This is a genomic window from Rathayibacter sp. VKM Ac-2926, assembly GCF_022815565.1.
Classification (GTDB): domain Bacteria; phylum Actinomycetota; class Actinomycetes; order Actinomycetales; family Microbacteriaceae; genus Rathayibacter; species Rathayibacter festucae.
The window spans coordinates 312,814-328,990 of record NZ_JALGRS010000003.1 but is presented as its reverse complement, the minus strand read 5'-3'; the positions used below and the strand labels follow the sequence as shown (position 1 = coordinate 328,990).

The window sequence follows — 16,177 nt, the reverse complement described above, 5'->3', positions numbered from 1 at the left end:
TCCGCCGGGCCCTGCGCTGCCACCGCCGCTCTCCAGAAGTTGTCGTACTGGGCGCGCGGGTACGACAACTTCTGCGCACCGGAGGAGCCGACTCTCCTCCACAAGCCGAGCATCCCGAGGTTTTACCCCGGGGAAACACGGCCGACCCCCGCCCGAACGATCGCCTGGCCAGACTTGCCGGGCGGACGACGGGCCTCGGCCCTCGCGCCGCCGGGGTCGTGGGGGCACCTCACCCGACCCGCGCACCACCCGGAAGGATCCACCCGCATGCTCGCCGTCTCCGGCACTCCCGTCCTCCTCGTCGTCGACATCCAGGGCGGGGCCGCCTCGGACCTGCCGACCCCCGGCATCCCCGTGATGAGCGGCCGGGCGGAGCGCACGCCCCGGGTGCGCGACCTGATCGCGCACTGCCGCAGTGCCGGCGTGCCGGTCGTCTTCGTGCAGGAGGTGCACAAGCCCGACCTGATCGACATCGGCCGCGAGCTCGACGGCGCCGAGGGTCCGCACTGCCTCGAGGGCGACCCGGGCACCGAGCTGGCGTCCTGGCTCGAGCCGCGGCCCGAGGAGTTCGTGATCCGCAAGCGCCGCTACTCCGCCTTCTTCGGCACCGAGCTCGAGATCGTCCTGAAGGCCTACCGCGCCGGCACGCTGCTGCTGGTCGGCGGCCTCACCGACGTCTGCATCCACTACACGGCGGCGGACGCGCACCAGCACGACTACGCCGTCCGGGTGCTCACCGACTGCGTCGCCGGCTCGAGCGAGCGCGCGCACGCCGCCACCCTGGAGGCGATCGAGTACCTCCAGCGCGACGCGCTCGTCACCGCCGCCGACGTGCACGACTGGCTCGACCGCCGGGAGAGCACCGATGCCTGAGCCCCGCACGATGCCGGACACCCAGGGGACAGCGGCGCCCCGCCTCCTCGTCGCCCGCGTCCGCACCATGGACCCCGAGAACCCGCTCGCCGAGGCGCTCCTGATCGACGGCGACCGGATCGCCGCGGTCGGCACCCTCGCAGACGTCCGCGCCGCAGCCCCCGCAGGCACCCCCGAGGAGCACCTCGACGGCACCCTCCTCCCCGGCTTCATCGACGCGCACTCGCACGCCCAGCGCGCGGGCCTGAAGGCCCTGCAGCTGCTCGACGCGGGCGCCGGCGCCGACGCGTTCTCGGCCGCGATGCTCGCCGACGCGGACGCCGATCCGGACGCCCCGGACTGGCTCGGCGACACCCCGCCCACCCCCGCGGACCGCCGCGCGGCCCTCCTGCGCATCCAGCCGCTGCTGCACGAGCTGGGCTTCACCGGCGTCATCGACCCCGCCGTCACACTCGACGAGCTCGCCGCCTACCGCGCGGCGCACGAGCGTGGTGAGCTGTCGCTGCGCGTCGTCGCCATGCCCTACCCCGAGCTCGTCACCGCCAGAGTCCCGGGCGTCGACGAGGCGCTCGCCCTGCTCGGCACCGTCGGCGGCACGACCGGCGACGGCGACGAGCTGCTCCGCCTCGGCCCGATCAAGGTCTACTACGACGGCGAGGGGATGAAGGGCCAGGCTCTCCTCGAGCAGCCCTGGCCCGGCGGAAGCCACGGCGTGCAGCGGATCGCGACGGCCGAGTTCGCGCGGCTCGCCGCGGAGTGCGTCCAGCGCGGCTGGGGCCTGGGCGTGCACGCGGTCGGCAGCCGCGCGGTCGCCGAGGTGCTCGACGCCCTCGAGGCGGCGGGCCCGCCCGAGCGGATCGCCGCCCTGCGCTGCCAGCTGATCCACGCCTACCTCGAGCCGTCCGCCGAGAGCCGCGAGCGCGCGGCCCGGCTCGGCGTCGTCGCCTCGCTGCAGCCCTCGATCGCCTGGAGCAACGCGGCCGGACTGACCGCCCGGCTCGGCGCGCGGGCCGACCCGGTGAACCCGATGCGCGACTGGCGCGACTCCGGCGCCGTGATCGCGCTCGGCTCCGACGCCCCCTACTTCCCGTTCGACCCGCGGCGGGTGGTCGCGACCGCGGTGAGCCGTCGGATGCGCCGCCTGCCCGACCCGCTCGGTCCGGAGCAGGCGCTCACGGTGCTCGAGGCCGTCGAGGGCTACACCCTAGGCGCGGCGCACGCGGCCTTCGCGGAGGACCGCCGCGGGATGCTCCGCCCCGGCTTCCTCGCCGACCTGGTGCTGTTCTCGGTCGACCCGGGGGAGTGCTCGGCGGAGGAGTTCGCCGGGGCGCGCGTGCTGCGCACGGTGGTCGGCGGGCGGACGGTGCACGGGCACGCGGCGGAGGACGCCAACCAGATGTAATCCCGACGAAACACAATGGGATCCGCATTGCCTTAGATTGGATCCAAGTTGAGCGGCCCCCCGAGCAACTCCGCCCCGCCCCCGATGCACCACCCGTACCCCTTGGAGGACAGCACCATGGTCAGGAAGAGCTTGCTCGCCGGCGTCGCACTGGCGGCCGTCGCGAGCCTCGCGCTCACCGCCTGCGGGACCACCAGCGCCCCGCAGAGCGCCACCGGCACCGCCGGCACCACCGACACCATCAACGCGGAGCTCTGGTACGCGCCGTCCACCTTCGACCCCGCGAAGGCCTCCGCCGACGCCGACGTGACCGTCGCGCGCCTCGGCTTCGACACCCTGCTCCGCCAGGGCGAGACCGAGGGCTACATCGGCGGCCTCGCCACCGAGTGGAACGCCGTCTCGGCCTCCGAGTACACGTTCACCCTCCGCGACGACGCCACCTGCGCCGACGGCACCGCGATCACGCCGACCGTCGTCGCCGACTCCTTCACGTACCTCACCGGCCTCGACGACTCGGGCGCGCTGACCTGGAAGAACCAGGCCTTCGGCTCCGGCGACGCGACCTTCACCCCCGACGACGCGGCCGGCACGCTGACGATCTCGCTCAGCCAGCCCTACTCGCAGCTGCTCGGCGGCGTCACCCGCCCCGGCACCGGCATCATCTGCCCCGCCGGCCTCGCCGACACCGAGGGCCTCGCCGCGGGCACCGTCGACGGCGCCTGGTCCGGCCCGTACATGCTCTCGAACCTGTCGGCCGGCGTCAGCGCCGCCTACACGCTGCGCGACGACTACGACGCCTGGCCCGACTGGCAGGACGTCGAGGGCGAGCCCGCGAAGACGATCAACCTCACCGTGCAGTCCGACTCCAACACGAGCGCCAATCTGCTCGAGTCCGGCGGCGTCGACCTGGCCCGCTTCTACGACTCCAACGCGCTGCGCTTCGAGGACGACCCGGCCTACACGACCGTCACCTTCGCCAGCTCGGCCTACAACCTCGTCTTCAACGAGGCCCCCGGCTCCGGCTCGATCTTCGAGGGCAAGGAGGACCTCCGCGCCGCCGTCGCCCAGGCGATCGACACCCAGGGCTTCAACTCCGCCGGCCTCGACGGCCTCGGCGTGCCGCAGTACACCGTCAACGCGGCGAGCTACCGCTGCGCGCTGGACGACGAGTCGCTCGTGCAGAAGTACGACCCTGCCGCCGCGACGCCCGAGCTCACCGGTCAGTCGATCCGCCTGCTGATGATGTCGAACTGGGACCCGGCCGCCGACTACCTGGCCGAGTCGCTCCGCGCCGCGGGCGCCACCGTCACCGTCTCGGCGCTCGACCCGGCCGACTGGTCGAAGGCCATGCGCACCGAGCCCGCCACCTGGGACGTCGCGATCGCCGCGGAGAACGCCGGCCCCGGCCTCATCCACACCACGATCGCCCGCTACCTCGGCCCGACCTACGCCGACGGCGGCACGAACGTCTCCTCCAGCGACAACCCCGAGGGCGTCGCCTACTACGAGGCCGCGATGGCCGCCTCGGACACCGAGACGCAGTGCGAGAACCTGCTCGCCGCCCAGAAGACGATCCTCGAGCGCGTCGACATGACGCCGCTGATCACCGACACGCACCGCTACGTGGCCCGCTCCGGCTTCGCCACCTCGGTGTTCTCGGGCTACTGGGACATCTCGGCCATGCGGATCCTGTCCTGATCCGCTGACGCCCTGATCCACTGAGCAGCCCACCGAGCCGGACGACACGAGGAGACGACGCGATGAGCACCACGACCGCCACCACCCTTGCGTCGTCCGGCGCGGCCGGCCCGGGCCCCGGCCCGGGCGCCGTCCGCGCCGGCACCCTCGGCGGGGCCTGGCGGAGGTTCCTCCTCCGCCGGGCCCTCGGCCTGCTCGTCAACCTCGCGCTGCTCGTGCTGGTCACCTTCCTGATCGTGCAGCTCATCCCCGGCGACCCGGCGATCGCCATCGCGGGGGAGGCGGCCTCGCTCGACCAGGTCGAGCTGGTCCGCACCCAGCTCGGGCTCGACCAGCCGCTGCCCGCGCAGCTCTGGACCTACCTCGTCGGCGTGCTGCAGGGCGACTTCGGCGCCTCCTACCGCTACAAGATCCCCGCGATGGACCTCGTGATGACGGCCGTCCCGTACACGCTGACCATCACGATCTCCGCGGTGCTGCTCCTGCTCGTGCTCGGCATCGCGCTCGGCATGGCGGTCGGAGTCGCGACCCGCGGCGACCGCCGCCGCTGGCTCGACGCCGTGTTCAGCACCGTCACCGGGCTGATCTCCTCGGTCCCCACCTACGTGCTGGCGACCGGCTTCGTCGTCGTCTTCGCGGTGCTGCTGAAGGTGCTGCCGCCCGCGTACTCGCCGGCCTACGACTTCGGCACCGCCGCGATCCTGCCGATCGCCTCGCTCACCGTCGGCGGCACCTGCTCCGTCGCGAGGATCGTTCGCCGCGAGACCGCGGTGATCCTCGAGCAGGACTACATGCGCACCGCCCGCGGCTGGCGGCTGCCCGCGCTCACCCTCTACGCCAAGCACATGCTGCCCAACCTGCTCACCACGGCGCTGACGCTCTCGGGCATCATCCTCACCGCCCTGCTCGGCTCGGCGCTGATCACCGAGGCGGTCTTCGCCTGGCCCGGCCTCGGCGGCGTGATCGTCCAGGCGATCGCGATCGACAAGGACTACCCGGTGATCCGGGCGGCCGTCTTCGTGATCGGGCTCATCTCCCTCGTGATCACCCTCGTGATCGACGTCATCCTGGGTCTGATCGACCCGCGCACCCTCGGAGAGCAGCGTGGCTGAGTCCCTCCCCGCCGTCCGCGGACTGAAGCCCGCCGGCGCGCGCACCTTCGCCTGGAACCCCGGGCTCGTGATCGGGCTCGGCCTGCTCGGCGTGATCGCCCTCACCGCGCTGATCGCCCCGATCGCGCTCGAGGGCCAGGCGACCGGCCTCGGCGGCAGCCCCAGCCTCGGCTCGACCGCCGAGCACCCGCTCGGCACCGACACCCTCGGCCGCGACATGCTCGCCCGCACCCTCGTCGCCACCCGCTCGACCGTGCTGATGGCGCTCGCCGCGACCGTGCTCTCCGCGATCGTCGGCATCGCGGTCGGCATCGGCGTCTGGCTCGCGCCGCGCCGGGTCCGCGAGCTCGGGCTGCGCGCGATCGAGCTGGCCGTCAGCTACCCGACGATGCTCGTCGCGATCATCGTCGCCGCCATCCTCGGTCAGGGCGTCGTCCAGGTGGTGGTCGCCATCGCGGTCGCCAACATCGCCGGCTTCGCGCGGCTCACGGCCAACCTCGCCTCCAAGATCGCGGCGAGCGAGTACGTCACGACCGCCCGGCTGACCGGAGTGCCGACGCACCTCGTCGCGCTGCGGCACGTGCTGCCGAACATGGCCGAGCCGACGCTGATCCTCGTCGCCGGCGCCTTCTCCGGCGCGCTCGTCGAGATCTCGGGCCTCTCCTTCATCGGCCTCGGCGCCCAGACGCCCGCCTTCGACTGGGGCACGCTGCTCAACGACGGGCTGAGCCGGATCTCGGTGAACCCCGTCGTCATCCTCGGCCCGGCGCTCGCGCTCACGGTCGCCTCCTTCGCGGCGCTGCTGGTCGGCGACGGGCTGGCGGCGGCGGCGAACCCGCGCTCGAACACGACGCGGGCCCGGATGACGAGGGCCACCGGCTCCTCGACCGCCGCGCCCGCCCCCGCCGACGCCGTGCTCGTCGCCGACGGCATCACGGTCCGCCACGGCGCGACCGGCCGCGAGCTCGTCTCCGACCTCTCCTTCACCATCCGCCGCGGCGAGGTGCTCGGCATCGTCGGCGAGTCCGGCTCGGGCAAGTCGCTGACGGCGTCCGTGGTCGCGAAGCTGCTCGGCGAGGGCCTCGAGGCGTCCGCGCGCCGGCTCGAGCTCGGCGGCACCGACCTGCTCGGCCCCGTCCCGGACCGGGTGCTCGCCGCGAAGATCGGGCTGATCTACCAGGACCCGGGCACCGCGCTGAACCCCGCCATGGTCCTCGGCACCCAGCTGTCCGACGTGCTGCGGATCCGCCTGCGCCACTCCCGCCGCGACGCGCTCGACCTGCTCCTGCGCGGCTTCCGCTCGGTGATGCTCTCCGATCCGGAGGGGCGCCTGCGGCAGTACCCGCACCAGCTCTCCGGCGGCATGAAGCAGCGCGCGATGATCGCCTCGGCGATGAGCGCGAAGCCCGACCTGCTGATCGCCGACGAGCCGACCACCGCGCTCGACGTGACGGTGCAGCGCGAGGTGCTCTCGGTGCTCAAGCGCATGAACGAGGACTCCGGCACCGCCGTGCTCTTCATCTCGCACGACCTCGGCGTCGTCCGGGCGCTCTGCGACCGCGTCCTCGTGATGAAGGACGGCCGCATCGTCGAGCGGATCGAGGACATCGCCCATCTCTCGGAGGAGACCGTGACGCATCCGTACACGAGGCAGCTGCTCGCCGCGACGCCGGTCGTGACCGTGCCGACGCCGCCGGAGGTGCGCTCGTGAGCGCCGCCGCCGCTTCGGCCGCCGGAACCCCCGCGTCCTCCGCGATGGTCGACGTCCGCGGTCTCGACGTGGTCTTCGGCCACGCGAAGGTCCTGCACGGCGTCGACCTGCGGGTCGAGCGCGGCCGCACCGTCGGCGTGGTCGGCGAGTCCGGCTCCGGCAAGTCGACCCTCGCGAAGGTGCTGGTCGGCTCGGTCCGCGCGGCGGCCGGCACGGCGAGCGTCGACGGCGTCGACATCGTGGCCGCCAACCGGGCGGCGATGCACGCCTACCGCCGGCGCACGCAGATGATCCCGCAGGACCCCTACTCCTCGCTGTCGCCGCGGCGCACCATCGCGCAGACCCTCGCCGAGGCGATCGACCCGGTCCGCGCCCGCGTCGGCCGGAACGAGGAGCTGATCGTCGCCTGGCTCGAGCGCGTCGGTCTCAGCGCCGACATGCGGCACCGGTTCCCGCACGAGTTCTCCGGCGGGCAGCGCCAGCGCGTCGCGATCGCCCGCGGGCTGATCATCGACCCGACCTTCGTGATCGCCGACGAGATCACCTCCGCGCTCGACGTCTCGGTGCAGGGGCAGATCCTCGATCTGCTGGCCGGGATCAAGGAGTCGCTCGGCCTGACGATGATGTTCATCTCGCACAATCTCGCCGTCGTCCAGCGCGTCAGCGACGAGGTCGTGGTGCTCTACCGCGGCGAGGTCGTCGAGGCCGGCCCGGTCGAGCGGATCTACGCCGACCCCCAGCACTGGTACACCCGCCGCCTGCTCGACGCCGACCCGGGCTCGCCCGGCTTCAGCCTGTCGGGTCCCGCGGCGGTCCCCGCGAAGGAGAGCGCATGACGGCCCGGCTGCCCGCCACCCCCGTCGCCGAGGGCGTGCTCCGCCTCGTCGGCGCGACGCTCGTCGACGGGACCGGCGCCGCTCCGCTCGAGGACTCCGAGGCGGAGATCCGCGACGGCGTGATCGCCTACGCGGGGCCGCGCCGTGCGGATCCCGCGCTCGAGGGTCGCGCGGTCGACGTGTCCGGCACGTTCCTGCTGCCGGGCTTCGTCGACGTCCACGTGCACCTCGCGATGGTGCCGGTCGCTCCGGAGGCGGCGCGCGAGCGCTTCCCGGAGGAGGACGTCCTCGAGATCGCCGGGCTCCTGCGCCGCACGCTCGACGCCGGCGTCACCACCGCCCGCGACCTCGACGGGCTCTCGCCGGGCTACCGCGAGGCCGTCGCGCGCGGCGCGGTCGACGGCCCGCGCCTGCACCTCGCGATCGCCATGCTCTCGCCGACCGGCGGCCACGCCGATCCGCACCACCGCAACGGCAGCCTGCCGGCCTGGGCCGTGCGCCCGGGCATGCCCGCGCCCGGACTCGTGGACACCGACGAGGACGTGGTCCGGATGGTCAGGACGCTCGTCCGCACCGGCGCCGACGTGATCAAGGTCGCCACCTCGGGCGGGCTCGGCTCACCGAACGACGACGCGCGCGACGTCGGCATCACCGAGAAGCAGGTCGCCCTGATCGCGGAGCTGCTCGCCGAGCGCGGCGGCCGGCCGATCACCGCGCACGCCCTCTCCGACGACGCCGCGCGCGCCGCTGTGCTGGGCGGCGCGACGAGCATCGAGCACGGCTACGACCTCTCCGACGAGACGATCGCGCTGATGCGCGAGCGCGGGACGACGCTCGTGCCGACCCTGAGCATCCTGGTGCGCGCGTTCGACCCGGCGACGACGACCGCCGAGCGGCTCCGGCAGCGCGAGCTCCTGCGCGAGCGCGGTCTCGACTCGGTCCGCCGGGCCGTCGCGGCGGGCATCCCGCTCGCCCTCGGCACGGACGCCGGCGTGCACCCGCACGGCCGCAACCTCGCCGAGCTGGCGCAGCTGGTCGCCGTCGGGCTCACCCCGCTCGAGGCCCTGAGCGCCGGAACCCTCGGCGGCGCCCGCCTGCTGGGCCTGGACGCGCAGCTCGGCTCGGTCGAGCCGGGCAAGCTCGCCGACCTGGTGCTGACCGATGCGAACCCGCTGGCCGACATCGCCGCGCTCGGCGATCCCTCGGCGGTGCGCGCGGTCCTGCAGTCCGGCCGCGTGGTCAAGGACCTCGACGGGCGCCTGGGCTAGAGCCCGGACGTCAGCGGCGGCTCAGAACTCCTCGTAGTTGTAGGGCTCCGGGTCCGGCTCGATCACGGGGCGGGCGACGGTGCGCCTGTTGTTCTTGATCCGCGAGCGGATGTCCTCGACGGCCGAGGCGACGGCCTCGTTCGTCGCGGCCTCGTCGTCGACGGCCACCTCCACGGGCACGGCGACGAGCTCGCTGCTCGCGTCGAGCGTCATCTTCGCCTCGATGAGCACGCCGTCGTCGGTGAACGCCGGGACGGTGACCGCCTCCGAGTGCTCCTGCCGGTCGATCGCGGTCACGAGGTCGAGGAGGGCCTCGGTGACGGCGTCGGTGGTGACGATGCTCTTGGAGGCGTAGGTCAGCTGCTGCATTCCTCCAGTCTGACAAGCGGCGGTCGGCTCCCTCCTGGGCTTGCGGCGAGGGCGGGTGGGCGTCTAGCGGGGGAGGGAGCTCGTGCTCCGTTCACCTCGGAGGCCTTGCGGCGGGCGTGGCGCCCGCCGCAGTCTGGAGGCATGCGAGACGTGCTGAGGAGATCCAGCGGCGGCGAGATCGCCGGCGCCGTCCTGATCGTGCTGGCCTCGATCGTGCTCCTGATCGGCGCGTTCGCCGCCGGCGCGGGCAGCGTCTACGGGATGCTCGGCGTGATCGTCGCGTTCGCCGCCGGCATCACCGGCCTCGGCGTGCACATCGCCGGCCGCGAGGCGCGCCTCCGCCGCGACGGGAACTGACGCCCCCTCATGCTGATCGAGTAGCCCTCGGAGAGGGCGTATCGAGATCCACCGTCGTCCGGTGGGCGGGTCTCGATACGCGCTGCGCGCTACTCGACCAGCATGGAACGGGCGTGCCCGCCCGTGCTGACCGAGCAGCCGTGTTCAGGGCGGTCACTTCATGGTGATCGAGTAGCCCTCGGAGAGGGCGTATCGAGATCCGCCCACCGCCGGCACGTGGGTCTCGATACGCGCTGCGCGCTACTCGACCAGCATGGAAGACGCCCGTTCATGCTGATCGAGTAGCCCTCGCAGAGGGCGTATCGAGATCCACCCGCCCGCGGGTCAGCGGTCGACGAGGGTGATCTCGAAGGAGTAGAGGTCGGGGCGGTAGCAGTGCTGGCCGTACTCGACGGCGCGGCCCGAGTTGTCGAAGGCGGTGCGGGTCATCGTCAGGACCGCGGCGCCCTTCCGGAGGTCGAGGAGCTGGGCCTCGCGCGGGGTCGTGGCGCGGGCGCCGATCCGCTGCTTGGCGACGCGCATCGCCACTCCGCGGGCCCGGAGCAGCTGGTAGAGGCCGTGCGTCTCGAGGGCGCCGAGGTCGAGGTCGACGAAGTCGGCCGGCAGCGTGTTGTCGAGCACGGCGAGCGGGACCCCGTCCGCGGACCGGAGCCGCACGAGGTGCAGGACGGGCGAGCCGACCTCGACGCCGAGCGCCTCGGCGGTCTTCTCGTCGGCCGTGCCGACGGTGGAGGAGAGGGTGCTCGTCGTCGGGCTCTGCCCGGAGCGCTGGAGGTCCTCGAAGAGGCTGGTGAGCTCGACGTTGCGGGTGACCCTTCCGTGCACGACCTGCGTGCCGATGCCGCGGCGGCGCACGAGGAGTCCCTTGTCGACGAGGTCCTGGATGGCGCGGCGGATGGTCGGCCGCGACATGCCGAGACGGTTGCCCAGCGACACCTCGTTCTCGAGCCGGGAGCCGGCCGGGAGCGTCTCGTCGAGGATGGCGCGCTCGAGGCGGGTCGCGATCTGGTGGTAGAGCGGGATGGGCCCGGAGCGGTCGAGGTCCATGAAGAGGTCCATCGGCAGGGCGTGCTCCTCCTGCAGCGCCATGTCGTCCCCCTCCGCCCGCCGACTCACCGCCGGCTGTCCTCGACACCTGTCGGCGTCACTACATTATGCAGCGCACATCAGCAGCTCAGCAGTCCGTCCCATTGTGCTATTGTAACGACATTACAGACCGCCCTCTCGAGGAGTAGTACACCGTCGTATGGTCCAGATGATCCGCCGCGCCCTCGCGCACGCCGCCCCTGCGCTCGCCGCCCCCGCGCTCGTCGTCCCCGTGCTCGTCGTCCCCGGAGCGTCCCGATGAAGGCCGCGGTCGCCGGCGCCCCCGTCAGCTTCGGCGTCTTCGAGCTCACCCCCGAGGGCGCCGACGTGGTCTCGCCCGACGACCTCGTCGACGTGCTCGCCGAGGCGGGCTACACCGGCGTCGACCTGGGACCGGCCGGCTACCTCGGCCGCGGACGAGAACTGCGCCAGCGCCTCGAGCGCTCGGGACTCGACATCGCCGGCGGCTGGATCCAGCTGCCCTTCTCGGACGACGAGGCCTTCGCGGCGTCGCTCCCCGAGCTCGACGCCGCGCTCCGCCTCTTCGCCGAGGCGTCCGAGCACGGCCCCGCGCGGCTCCCCCTGCCGACCCTCGCCGACGACGGCTCCGCGGCCCGGCGCTCCTCGCCCGGTCGCGGCGCCGGCGCCGACCCGCTCGATGACGCGCGCTGGTCGCGGCTGGTCGCCAACGTCGAGCGCGCCACCGCCGCCGTCCGCGCGGCCGGCTTCGAGCCGACCTTCCACCACCACGCGGGCACGTTCATCGAGTCGCCGGAGGAGATCGACCGGTTCCTCGGCGCCGTCGACATCGGGCTCACCCTCGACACCGGCCACCTCCTGATCGGCGGCGGCGACCCGGTCGCGGCCGTCGAGCGCTGGGGCTCCCGGATCAACCACCTGCACCTCAAGGACGTCGACGTCGCCGAGCTGCGCCGGGTCCTCGCGGCCGGCGGCGGGATGCGCGAGGTCTGGTCCTCCGGAGCGTTCGTCGCCTTCGGCCGCGGCGACATCGACCTCGACGCCGTGATGACCGCGATCGACGCCCAGGGCTATGACGGCTGGGTCGTCGTCGAGCAGGACGTCCTCAACGCCCCCGACGCCGACATCACGGCCTTCCGCGACGAGCGCCGCGACGACCAGGCCGTCAACCGCGAGGCCCTGCGCGCCTGGGCCTGACCCAGCGCCACCCTCTCCCGACACCCGACACCCGACACCCGACACCCGAACCCCGACCACCCCGACCGCCCCCGGGCAGCAAGGACATCGCCGTGACCGACACCCCTCTCCGCTTCGGACTCATCGGCACCGGCCGCATCGGCCAGGTGCACGCGGCGAACATCGCCGCCGACCCCGAGGCGACGCTCGCCTGGGTCTGCGACCCGTTCGTCGACGGAGCGAACGCCGTCGCGGCCCGCTACGGCGGAACCGTGACGACCGACGCCGCCGAGATGCTCGCCTCCGGTGAGATCGACGCGGTGCTGATCGCCTCGCCGACCGCGACCCACGTCGACCTGCTCGAGGCCGCGATCTCGGCCGGGATCCCCGCGCTCTGCGAGAAGCCGATCGACCTCGACATCGCGCGCGTCGACGCCCTGCTGCCCCGCGTCACGGCGTCGGGAGTGCCGATCGCCCTCGGCTTCAACCGCCGCTTCGACCCGGCCTTCGCCGAGGCGCGCGCCCGCGTCGCCGCCGGCGAGATCGGCGCGCTGGAGCAGCTCTCGATCATCAGCCGCGACCCCGCCGCCCCGCCCGCGGCCTACATCGGCGTCTCCGGCGGCATCTTCCGCGACATGACGATCCACGACTTCGACATGGCGCGCTTCTTCCTCCCCGACATCGTCGAGGTCACCGCGACCGGCACGACGACCTTCGACCCCGGCGCGCGCGAGCACGGCGACTTCGACACCGCCGTCGTCACGCTCCGCTCCGCCTCCGGCGCGCTCGTCTCGATCACCAACTCGCGGCACAGCTCGGTCGGCTACGACCAGCGGATCGAGGCCTTCGGCGCAGACGGCTCCATCGAGGTCGCGAACGCCCTCACCAGCCTGGTCAGCGTCTCGAACGGCACGAGCGTGCAGGCCAAGCCGCCGTACCAGGACTTCTTCCTCGAGCGGTACTCCGTGGCCTACCGGGCCGAGCTGAGCGAGTTCATCAAGCTCGCCCGCGGTCAGGAGTCGACGAGCCCCACCTTCGCCGACGGCCGCGCCGCCCTGGTCCTCGCCGATGCCGCCGCCCGCTCCGCGGTCGAGCGCGTGTCGGTGAGCGTCGAGCTGTAGGGCCCCGGCCGTGACCGTCCGTCTCGCAGCCTCCGCGGAGATGCTCTTCCCGGAGCTCGAGTTCGTCGACCGCGTCCGCCGCCTGCACGAGCGCGGCTTCGAGGTCGAGATCTGGGACTGGTCCACCAAGGACCTGCCCGCGCTCGCGGCGACCGGAGCGACGTTCTCGTCGATGACCGGCTACCTGACCGGCGACCTGATCACCCCCGACGGCATCGCCGAGACGCTCCGGACGGCCGAGCTCTCGCTGGCGGCCGCCGAGATCATCGACAGCCCGCGGCTGAACCTGCACGGCACCGGCCTCGCGCCGGGCGGCCTGCCCGTCCGGCCCGGCACCGAGGTGACGCCCGCGGACCGCGAGCGCGCCGAGGACACCCTCCGCCGGCTGGCCGCGCTCGGCGAGGAGCGCGGCCGGGTCTTCACCCTCGAGAACCTCAACACCGCCGTCGACCACCCGGGCACCCCGTTCGCCCGCGCCGAGGACACCCTCGCGCTGGTCAGCGCGGTCGACCGCCCGGGTCTGCGGCTGAACCTCGACCTGTACCACGCGCAGATCGGCGAGGGGAACCTGCTCGAGCTCGTGCGCCGCTGCCTGCCCTGGATCGGCGAGATCCAGGTCGCCGACGTGCCCGGCCGCTGTGAGCCGGGGACCGGCGAGATCCGCTACCCGGCCGTCGCCCGGGAGCTGCGGGCCCTCGGCTACGACGGGGTCGTCGGGCTCGAGGCGTGGCCGTCGACCGACTCCGAGTCGGCGCTCGACGCCTTCGAGGCGGCCTTCGCTCTCTGAAGGCCGCCCCGCGGGGGCGTCGGACGGCTCAGGCGTCGTAGGTGATGTCTCCGCTGACCGTCCCGACGCTCTCCCACGCCCGCGAGCGGTCGCTGCGGAGCGCGGCCTCCACGATCTCGGCGGCCGACCAGGCGTCCGCGGCCGACGGCGCGAGCTGGCGGCCCTCGAGCACCGAGGTGAGGAAGAGCGACGCCTCGATGGTCTTGAGGTCGTCGAAGCCCATGCTCGTCCCGGCGCCCGGCTGGAAGCGCGAGAAGTCGCCGAAGCCGGGCTGCGCCATGATCGTGCGGTAGCCGCTGGGGTCGTCGGCGAGCTGCAGCTCGTTCAGCCGCTGGAAGTCCCAGCGCAGCGAGCCCTTCGTGCCGTACACCTCGAGGGTGTACTCGGCGCGCGGCCCGACCGCGACCCGGCTCGCCTCCAGCACCGCGACCGCGCCGGACTCGAAGCGGCCGAGGACCGCCGCGTAGTCCTCGTTCTCGACCGCGCCGCGCTCGCCGCCCTCGGAGCCCTTGCTGAAGTGGCCCGCCGCGGCGGAGCCGGGCAGCGGGCGCTCGCGCACGAAGGTCTCGGTGAGCGCGGAGACCGAGTCGATCCGCCCCACCAGGTACTGCGCCAGGTCGGCGCCGTGCGAGAGCAGATCGCCGAGCACGCCCGAGCCGGCCCGCGCCTGCAGGAAGCGCCAGGTGAGCGCGCCGAGCGGGTCCGCGGAGTAGTCGGCGAGCAGGCGCACGCTCACGTTCGTGACGCGGCCGATCGCTCCCTCGCGGATCAGGGCGCGGGCCTGCGCGAGCGCCGGCGCGTGCCGGTAGTTGAAGCCGACCGAGGTGACGACGCCGGCGTCGGCCGCGGCGCGCGCGATCTCCGACGACTCGGCGGCGGAGCGGCCCATCGGCTTCTCGATCCAGAACGGCTTGCCGGCGGCCGCAGCGGCGAGGGCGACCTCGCGGTGCAGGAAGTTCGGCGCGCAGATCGAGACGACGTCGACCTCGGGGTCCGCCAGCACTTCGCGGTAGTCGGCCGTCGTCCGGCGGTAGCCCAGGACGTCCTCCGCCAGCGAGCGCGTGCCAGGATCGGTGTCGGCCGCCGACACGAGGTCCACGGCGACGCCGAGGTCCGGGTAGTGCTCCGGGACCGCGCGGTACGCCCGCGTGTGCAGGCGCCCCATCCAGCCGACCGACACCAGACCCACTCCGAAACGGTGCACCATTGCGCGCTCCTCCCTGCTCTTGACAGCAGCTCGGCACCCGATGTCTCTCACCGGTGAGCCGCTCCGAGCGTAGCGCAATGACAATATGTATTGACATTTGCAACCAGCGATTTCATACTCGACCCGACAACGACGTTCCGGACCGTCAGAGACGACGCCGTCCGCAGAGAAGGAGCTCTCCATGAAGAAGCGATTCCTCGCCGGCCTCGGCCTCGCAGCCTCGGCCGCCCTGCTGCTCAGCGGGTGCACGGGCACCGGGCAGGAGCCCGCCGCGACCACCGGCGGCGGCGGTGGCGCGGGCGGCGGCGGCGACTACACCTACGCGGTCGTCACCCACTCAGGCCCCGGCGACGCCTTCTGGGACCGCGTGAAGTCCGGCGCCGAGGCGGCCGGCGGCGACTACGGCGCGACCGTCACCTACAACGCCGACCCCGACCCGGCGAAGCAGTCGCAGCTGATCGACAACGCGGTCGCCCAGCAGGTCGACGGCATCGTCGTCTCGATGGCGAACCCCGACGGCGTCAAGGACAGCGTCGAGAAGGCCGTCGCGGCCGGCATCCCGGTCGTCACCATCAACTCCGGCATCGAGCGCTCCGCCGAGTTCGGCGCGCTGACCCACATCGGCCAGAGCGAGACGGTCGCGGGCGAGGCGGTCGGCACCAAGCTCGCCGAGGCCGGCGCCACCAACGCCCTCTGCGTCATCCAGGAGGCGGGCAACGTCGGCCTCGAGGAGCGCTGCAAGGCGGCCGCCTCGACCTTCGGCGGCAGCATGAGCAACCTGCAGGTGGACGGCACGAACGACGCCGACGTCAAGGCGACCATCAAGTCCAAGCTGCAGGCCGACCCGTCCATCGACGGCGTGCTCACCCTCGGCGGTCAGTACGCGATCGACGCCGTCGGCGCCGTGTCGGAGTCGGGCAGCTCGGCCCAGGTCGGCACCTTCGACCTCTCCGAGGACGTCGTCACCGCGGTCGAGGACGGCTCGATCGTCTTCGCCGTCGACCAGCAGCCCTACGTCCAGGGCTTCCTGGGAGTGACCGCGCTCCAGCTCTACACGACCAACGGCAACGTCATCGGCGGCGGCCAGCCGGTCTACTCCGGACCCGCCTTCGTCACCAAGGAGAACGCGGCCGCGGTCGCCGAGTTCGCCGCGAACGGCACCCGCTAGCGGCCCCGGCCCGTCCCCGACAGGAGT

The 16,177-nt window shown here is 73.1% G+C and carries 15 protein-coding genes; 12 read left to right on the top strand and 3 right to left on the bottom strand.

Annotated features, from left to right (window positions below; genetic code table 11):
- Positions 1 to 267: 267 nt before the first annotated feature.
- The 7 genes from MT351_RS05935 to MT351_RS05905 all read left to right on the top strand — a co-directional run bounded on the left by MT351_RS05935 (position 268) and on the right by MT351_RS05905 (position 8,900).
- Positions 268 to 873, top strand: coding sequence for a cysteine hydrolase family protein (locus MT351_RS05935; RefSeq protein ID WP_123734514.1), 606 nt, complete (start codon positions 268 to 270; stop codon positions 871 to 873).
- Positions 866 to 2,275, top strand: coding sequence for an amidohydrolase (locus MT351_RS05930; RefSeq protein WP_243581557.1), 1,410 nt, complete (start codon positions 866 to 868; stop codon positions 2,273 to 2,275). Before MT351_RS05935 ends, MT351_RS05930 begins: the two co-directional genes overlap by 8 nt.
- 117 nt (positions 2,276 to 2,392) lie before the next feature.
- Positions 2,393 to 3,973 carry an ABC transporter substrate-binding protein gene (locus MT351_RS05925; RefSeq protein WP_243581556.1) on the top strand — a complete coding sequence of 527 codons (1,581 nt, stop codon included), beginning with the start codon at positions 2,393 to 2,395 and terminating at the stop codon, positions 3,971 to 3,973.
- A 62-nt stretch (positions 3,974 to 4,035) separates the two neighbouring features.
- The gene (locus MT351_RS05920) at positions 4,036 to 5,085 is read left to right on the top strand and encodes an ABC transporter permease (RefSeq protein WP_132435421.1); all 1,050 of its coding nucleotides are present in this window, start codon (positions 4,036 to 4,038) and stop codon (positions 5,083 to 5,085) included.
- Positions 5,078 to 6,796 carry a dipeptide/oligopeptide/nickel ABC transporter permease/ATP-binding protein gene (locus MT351_RS05915; protein WP_243581554.1) on the top strand — a complete coding sequence of 573 codons (1,719 nt, stop codon included), beginning with the start codon at positions 5,078 to 5,080 and terminating at the stop codon, positions 6,794 to 6,796. The genes MT351_RS05920 and MT351_RS05915 overlap by 8 nt, the downstream gene beginning before the upstream one ends.
- Positions 6,793 to 7,632, top strand: a complete 840-nt coding sequence (locus MT351_RS05910) for an ABC transporter ATP-binding protein (RefSeq protein ID WP_243581553.1) — start codon at positions 6,793 to 6,795, stop codon at positions 7,630 to 7,632. The genes MT351_RS05915 and MT351_RS05910 overlap by 4 nt, the downstream gene beginning before the upstream one ends.
- Complete coding sequence (locus MT351_RS05905; RefSeq protein WP_243581551.1) at positions 7,629 to 8,900, top strand: amidohydrolase family protein; 1,272 nt, start codon at positions 7,629 to 7,631, stop codon at positions 8,898 to 8,900. Before MT351_RS05910 ends, MT351_RS05905 begins: the two co-directional genes overlap by 4 nt.
- A gap of 21 nt (positions 8,901 to 8,921) precedes the next feature.
- On the opposite strand, the gene MT351_RS05900 is transcribed toward MT351_RS05905, so the two are convergent.
- Positions 8,922 to 9,269, bottom strand: coding sequence for a hypothetical protein (locus MT351_RS05900; RefSeq protein ID WP_165908998.1), 348 nt, complete (start codon positions 9,267 to 9,269; stop codon positions 8,922 to 8,924).
- A 141-nt stretch (positions 9,270 to 9,410) separates the two neighbouring features.
- Here MT351_RS05900 and MT351_RS05895 point away from each other — a divergent pair, with 141 nt between their 5' ends.
- Positions 9,411 to 9,626 carry a hypothetical protein gene (locus MT351_RS05895; RefSeq protein ID WP_132435417.1) on the top strand — a complete coding sequence of 72 codons (216 nt, stop codon included), beginning with the start codon at positions 9,411 to 9,413 and terminating at the stop codon, positions 9,624 to 9,626.
- Positions 9,627 to 9,950: 324 nt separating this feature from the next.
- Here MT351_RS05895 and MT351_RS05890 read toward each other — a convergent pair whose 3' ends face one another.
- Positions 9,951 to 10,715, bottom strand: a complete 765-nt coding sequence (locus tag MT351_RS05890; protein WP_123705876.1) for a GntR family transcriptional regulator — start codon at positions 10,713 to 10,715, stop codon at positions 9,951 to 9,953.
- A gap of 255 nt (positions 10,716 to 10,970) precedes the next feature.
- Here MT351_RS05890 and MT351_RS05885 point away from each other — a divergent pair, with 255 nt between their 5' ends.
- The 3 genes from MT351_RS05885 (at position 10,971) to MT351_RS05875 (ending at position 13,775) form a co-directional block, all read left to right on the top strand.
- Positions 10,971 to 11,888 (top strand): sugar phosphate isomerase/epimerase, encoded by a 918-nt coding sequence (locus tag MT351_RS05885; protein WP_132435415.1) that lies wholly within the window; start codon positions 10,971 to 10,973, stop codon positions 11,886 to 11,888.
- A gap of 92 nt (positions 11,889 to 11,980) precedes the next feature.
- On the top strand, positions 11,981 to 12,988 hold the full coding sequence (gene iolG / locus MT351_RS05880) for an inositol 2-dehydrogenase (protein ID WP_132435413.1): 1,008 nt from the start codon (positions 11,981 to 11,983) through the stop codon (positions 12,986 to 12,988).
- Positions 12,989 to 13,028: 40 nt separating this feature from the next.
- Positions 13,029 to 13,775: a TIM barrel protein gene (locus tag MT351_RS05875; RefSeq protein WP_132435698.1), complete on the top strand. Its 747-nt coding sequence runs from the start codon at positions 13,029 to 13,031 to the stop codon at positions 13,773 to 13,775.
- Between the two features lie 28 nt (positions 13,776 to 13,803).
- Here MT351_RS05875 and MT351_RS05870 read toward each other — a convergent pair whose 3' ends face one another.
- Entirely contained in the window at positions 13,804 to 14,982 is a 1,179-nt protein-coding gene (locus MT351_RS05870; RefSeq protein ID WP_132435411.1) for a Gfo/Idh/MocA family protein, read from the bottom strand.
- Between the two features lie 181 nt (positions 14,983 to 15,163).
- Here MT351_RS05870 and MT351_RS05865 point away from each other — a divergent pair, with 181 nt between their 5' ends.
- Entirely contained in the window at positions 15,164 to 16,150 is a 987-nt protein-coding gene (locus MT351_RS05865; RefSeq protein WP_123734525.1) for a sugar ABC transporter substrate-binding protein, read from the top strand.
- Positions 16,151 to 16,177 lie beyond the last annotated feature (27 nt).

What these genes read in the sequence shown, in the direction of transcription:
- MT351_RS05875 (WP_132435698.1), top strand. Translation starts at nt 13,029, where the DNA reads ATGCTCTTCCCGGAGCTCGAGTTCGTCGACCGCGTCCGCCGCCTGCAC.
- MT351_RS05935 (WP_123734514.1), top strand. Translation starts at nt 268, where the DNA reads ATGCTCGCCGTCTCCGGCACTCCCGTCCTCCTCGTCGTCGACATCCAG.
- MT351_RS05890 (WP_123705876.1), bottom strand. Translation starts at nt 10,715, where the DNA reads ATGGCGCTGCAGGAGGAGCACGCCCTGCCGATGGACCTCTTCATGGAC.
- MT351_RS05905 (WP_243581551.1), top strand. Translation starts at nt 7,629, where the DNA reads ATGACGGCCCGGCTGCCCGCCACCCCCGTCGCCGAGGGCGTGCTCCGC.
- MT351_RS05885 (WP_132435415.1), top strand. Translation starts at nt 10,971, where the DNA reads ATGAAGGCCGCGGTCGCCGGCGCCCCCGTCAGCTTCGGCGTCTTCGAG.
- MT351_RS05870 (WP_132435411.1), bottom strand. Translation starts at nt 14,982, where the DNA reads ATGGTGCACCGTTTCGGAGTGGGTCTGGTGTCGGTCGGCTGGATGGGG.
- MT351_RS05925 (WP_243581556.1), top strand. Translation starts at nt 2,393, where the DNA reads ATGGTCAGGAAGAGCTTGCTCGCCGGCGTCGCACTGGCGGCCGTCGCG.
- MT351_RS05895 (WP_132435417.1), top strand. Translation starts at nt 9,411, where the DNA reads ATGCGAGACGTGCTGAGGAGATCCAGCGGCGGCGAGATCGCCGGCGCC.
- MT351_RS05930 (WP_243581557.1), top strand. Translation starts at nt 866, where the DNA reads ATGCCTGAGCCCCGCACGATGCCGGACACCCAGGGGACAGCGGCGCCC.
- MT351_RS05865 (WP_123734525.1), top strand. Translation starts at nt 15,164, where the DNA reads ATGAAGAAGCGATTCCTCGCCGGCCTCGGCCTCGCAGCCTCGGCCGCC.
- MT351_RS05920 (WP_132435421.1), top strand. Translation starts at nt 4,036, where the DNA reads ATGAGCACCACGACCGCCACCACCCTTGCGTCGTCCGGCGCGGCCGGC.
- MT351_RS05900 (WP_165908998.1), bottom strand. Translation starts at nt 9,269, where the DNA reads ATGCAGCAGCTGACCTACGCCTCCAAGAGCATCGTCACCACCGACGCC.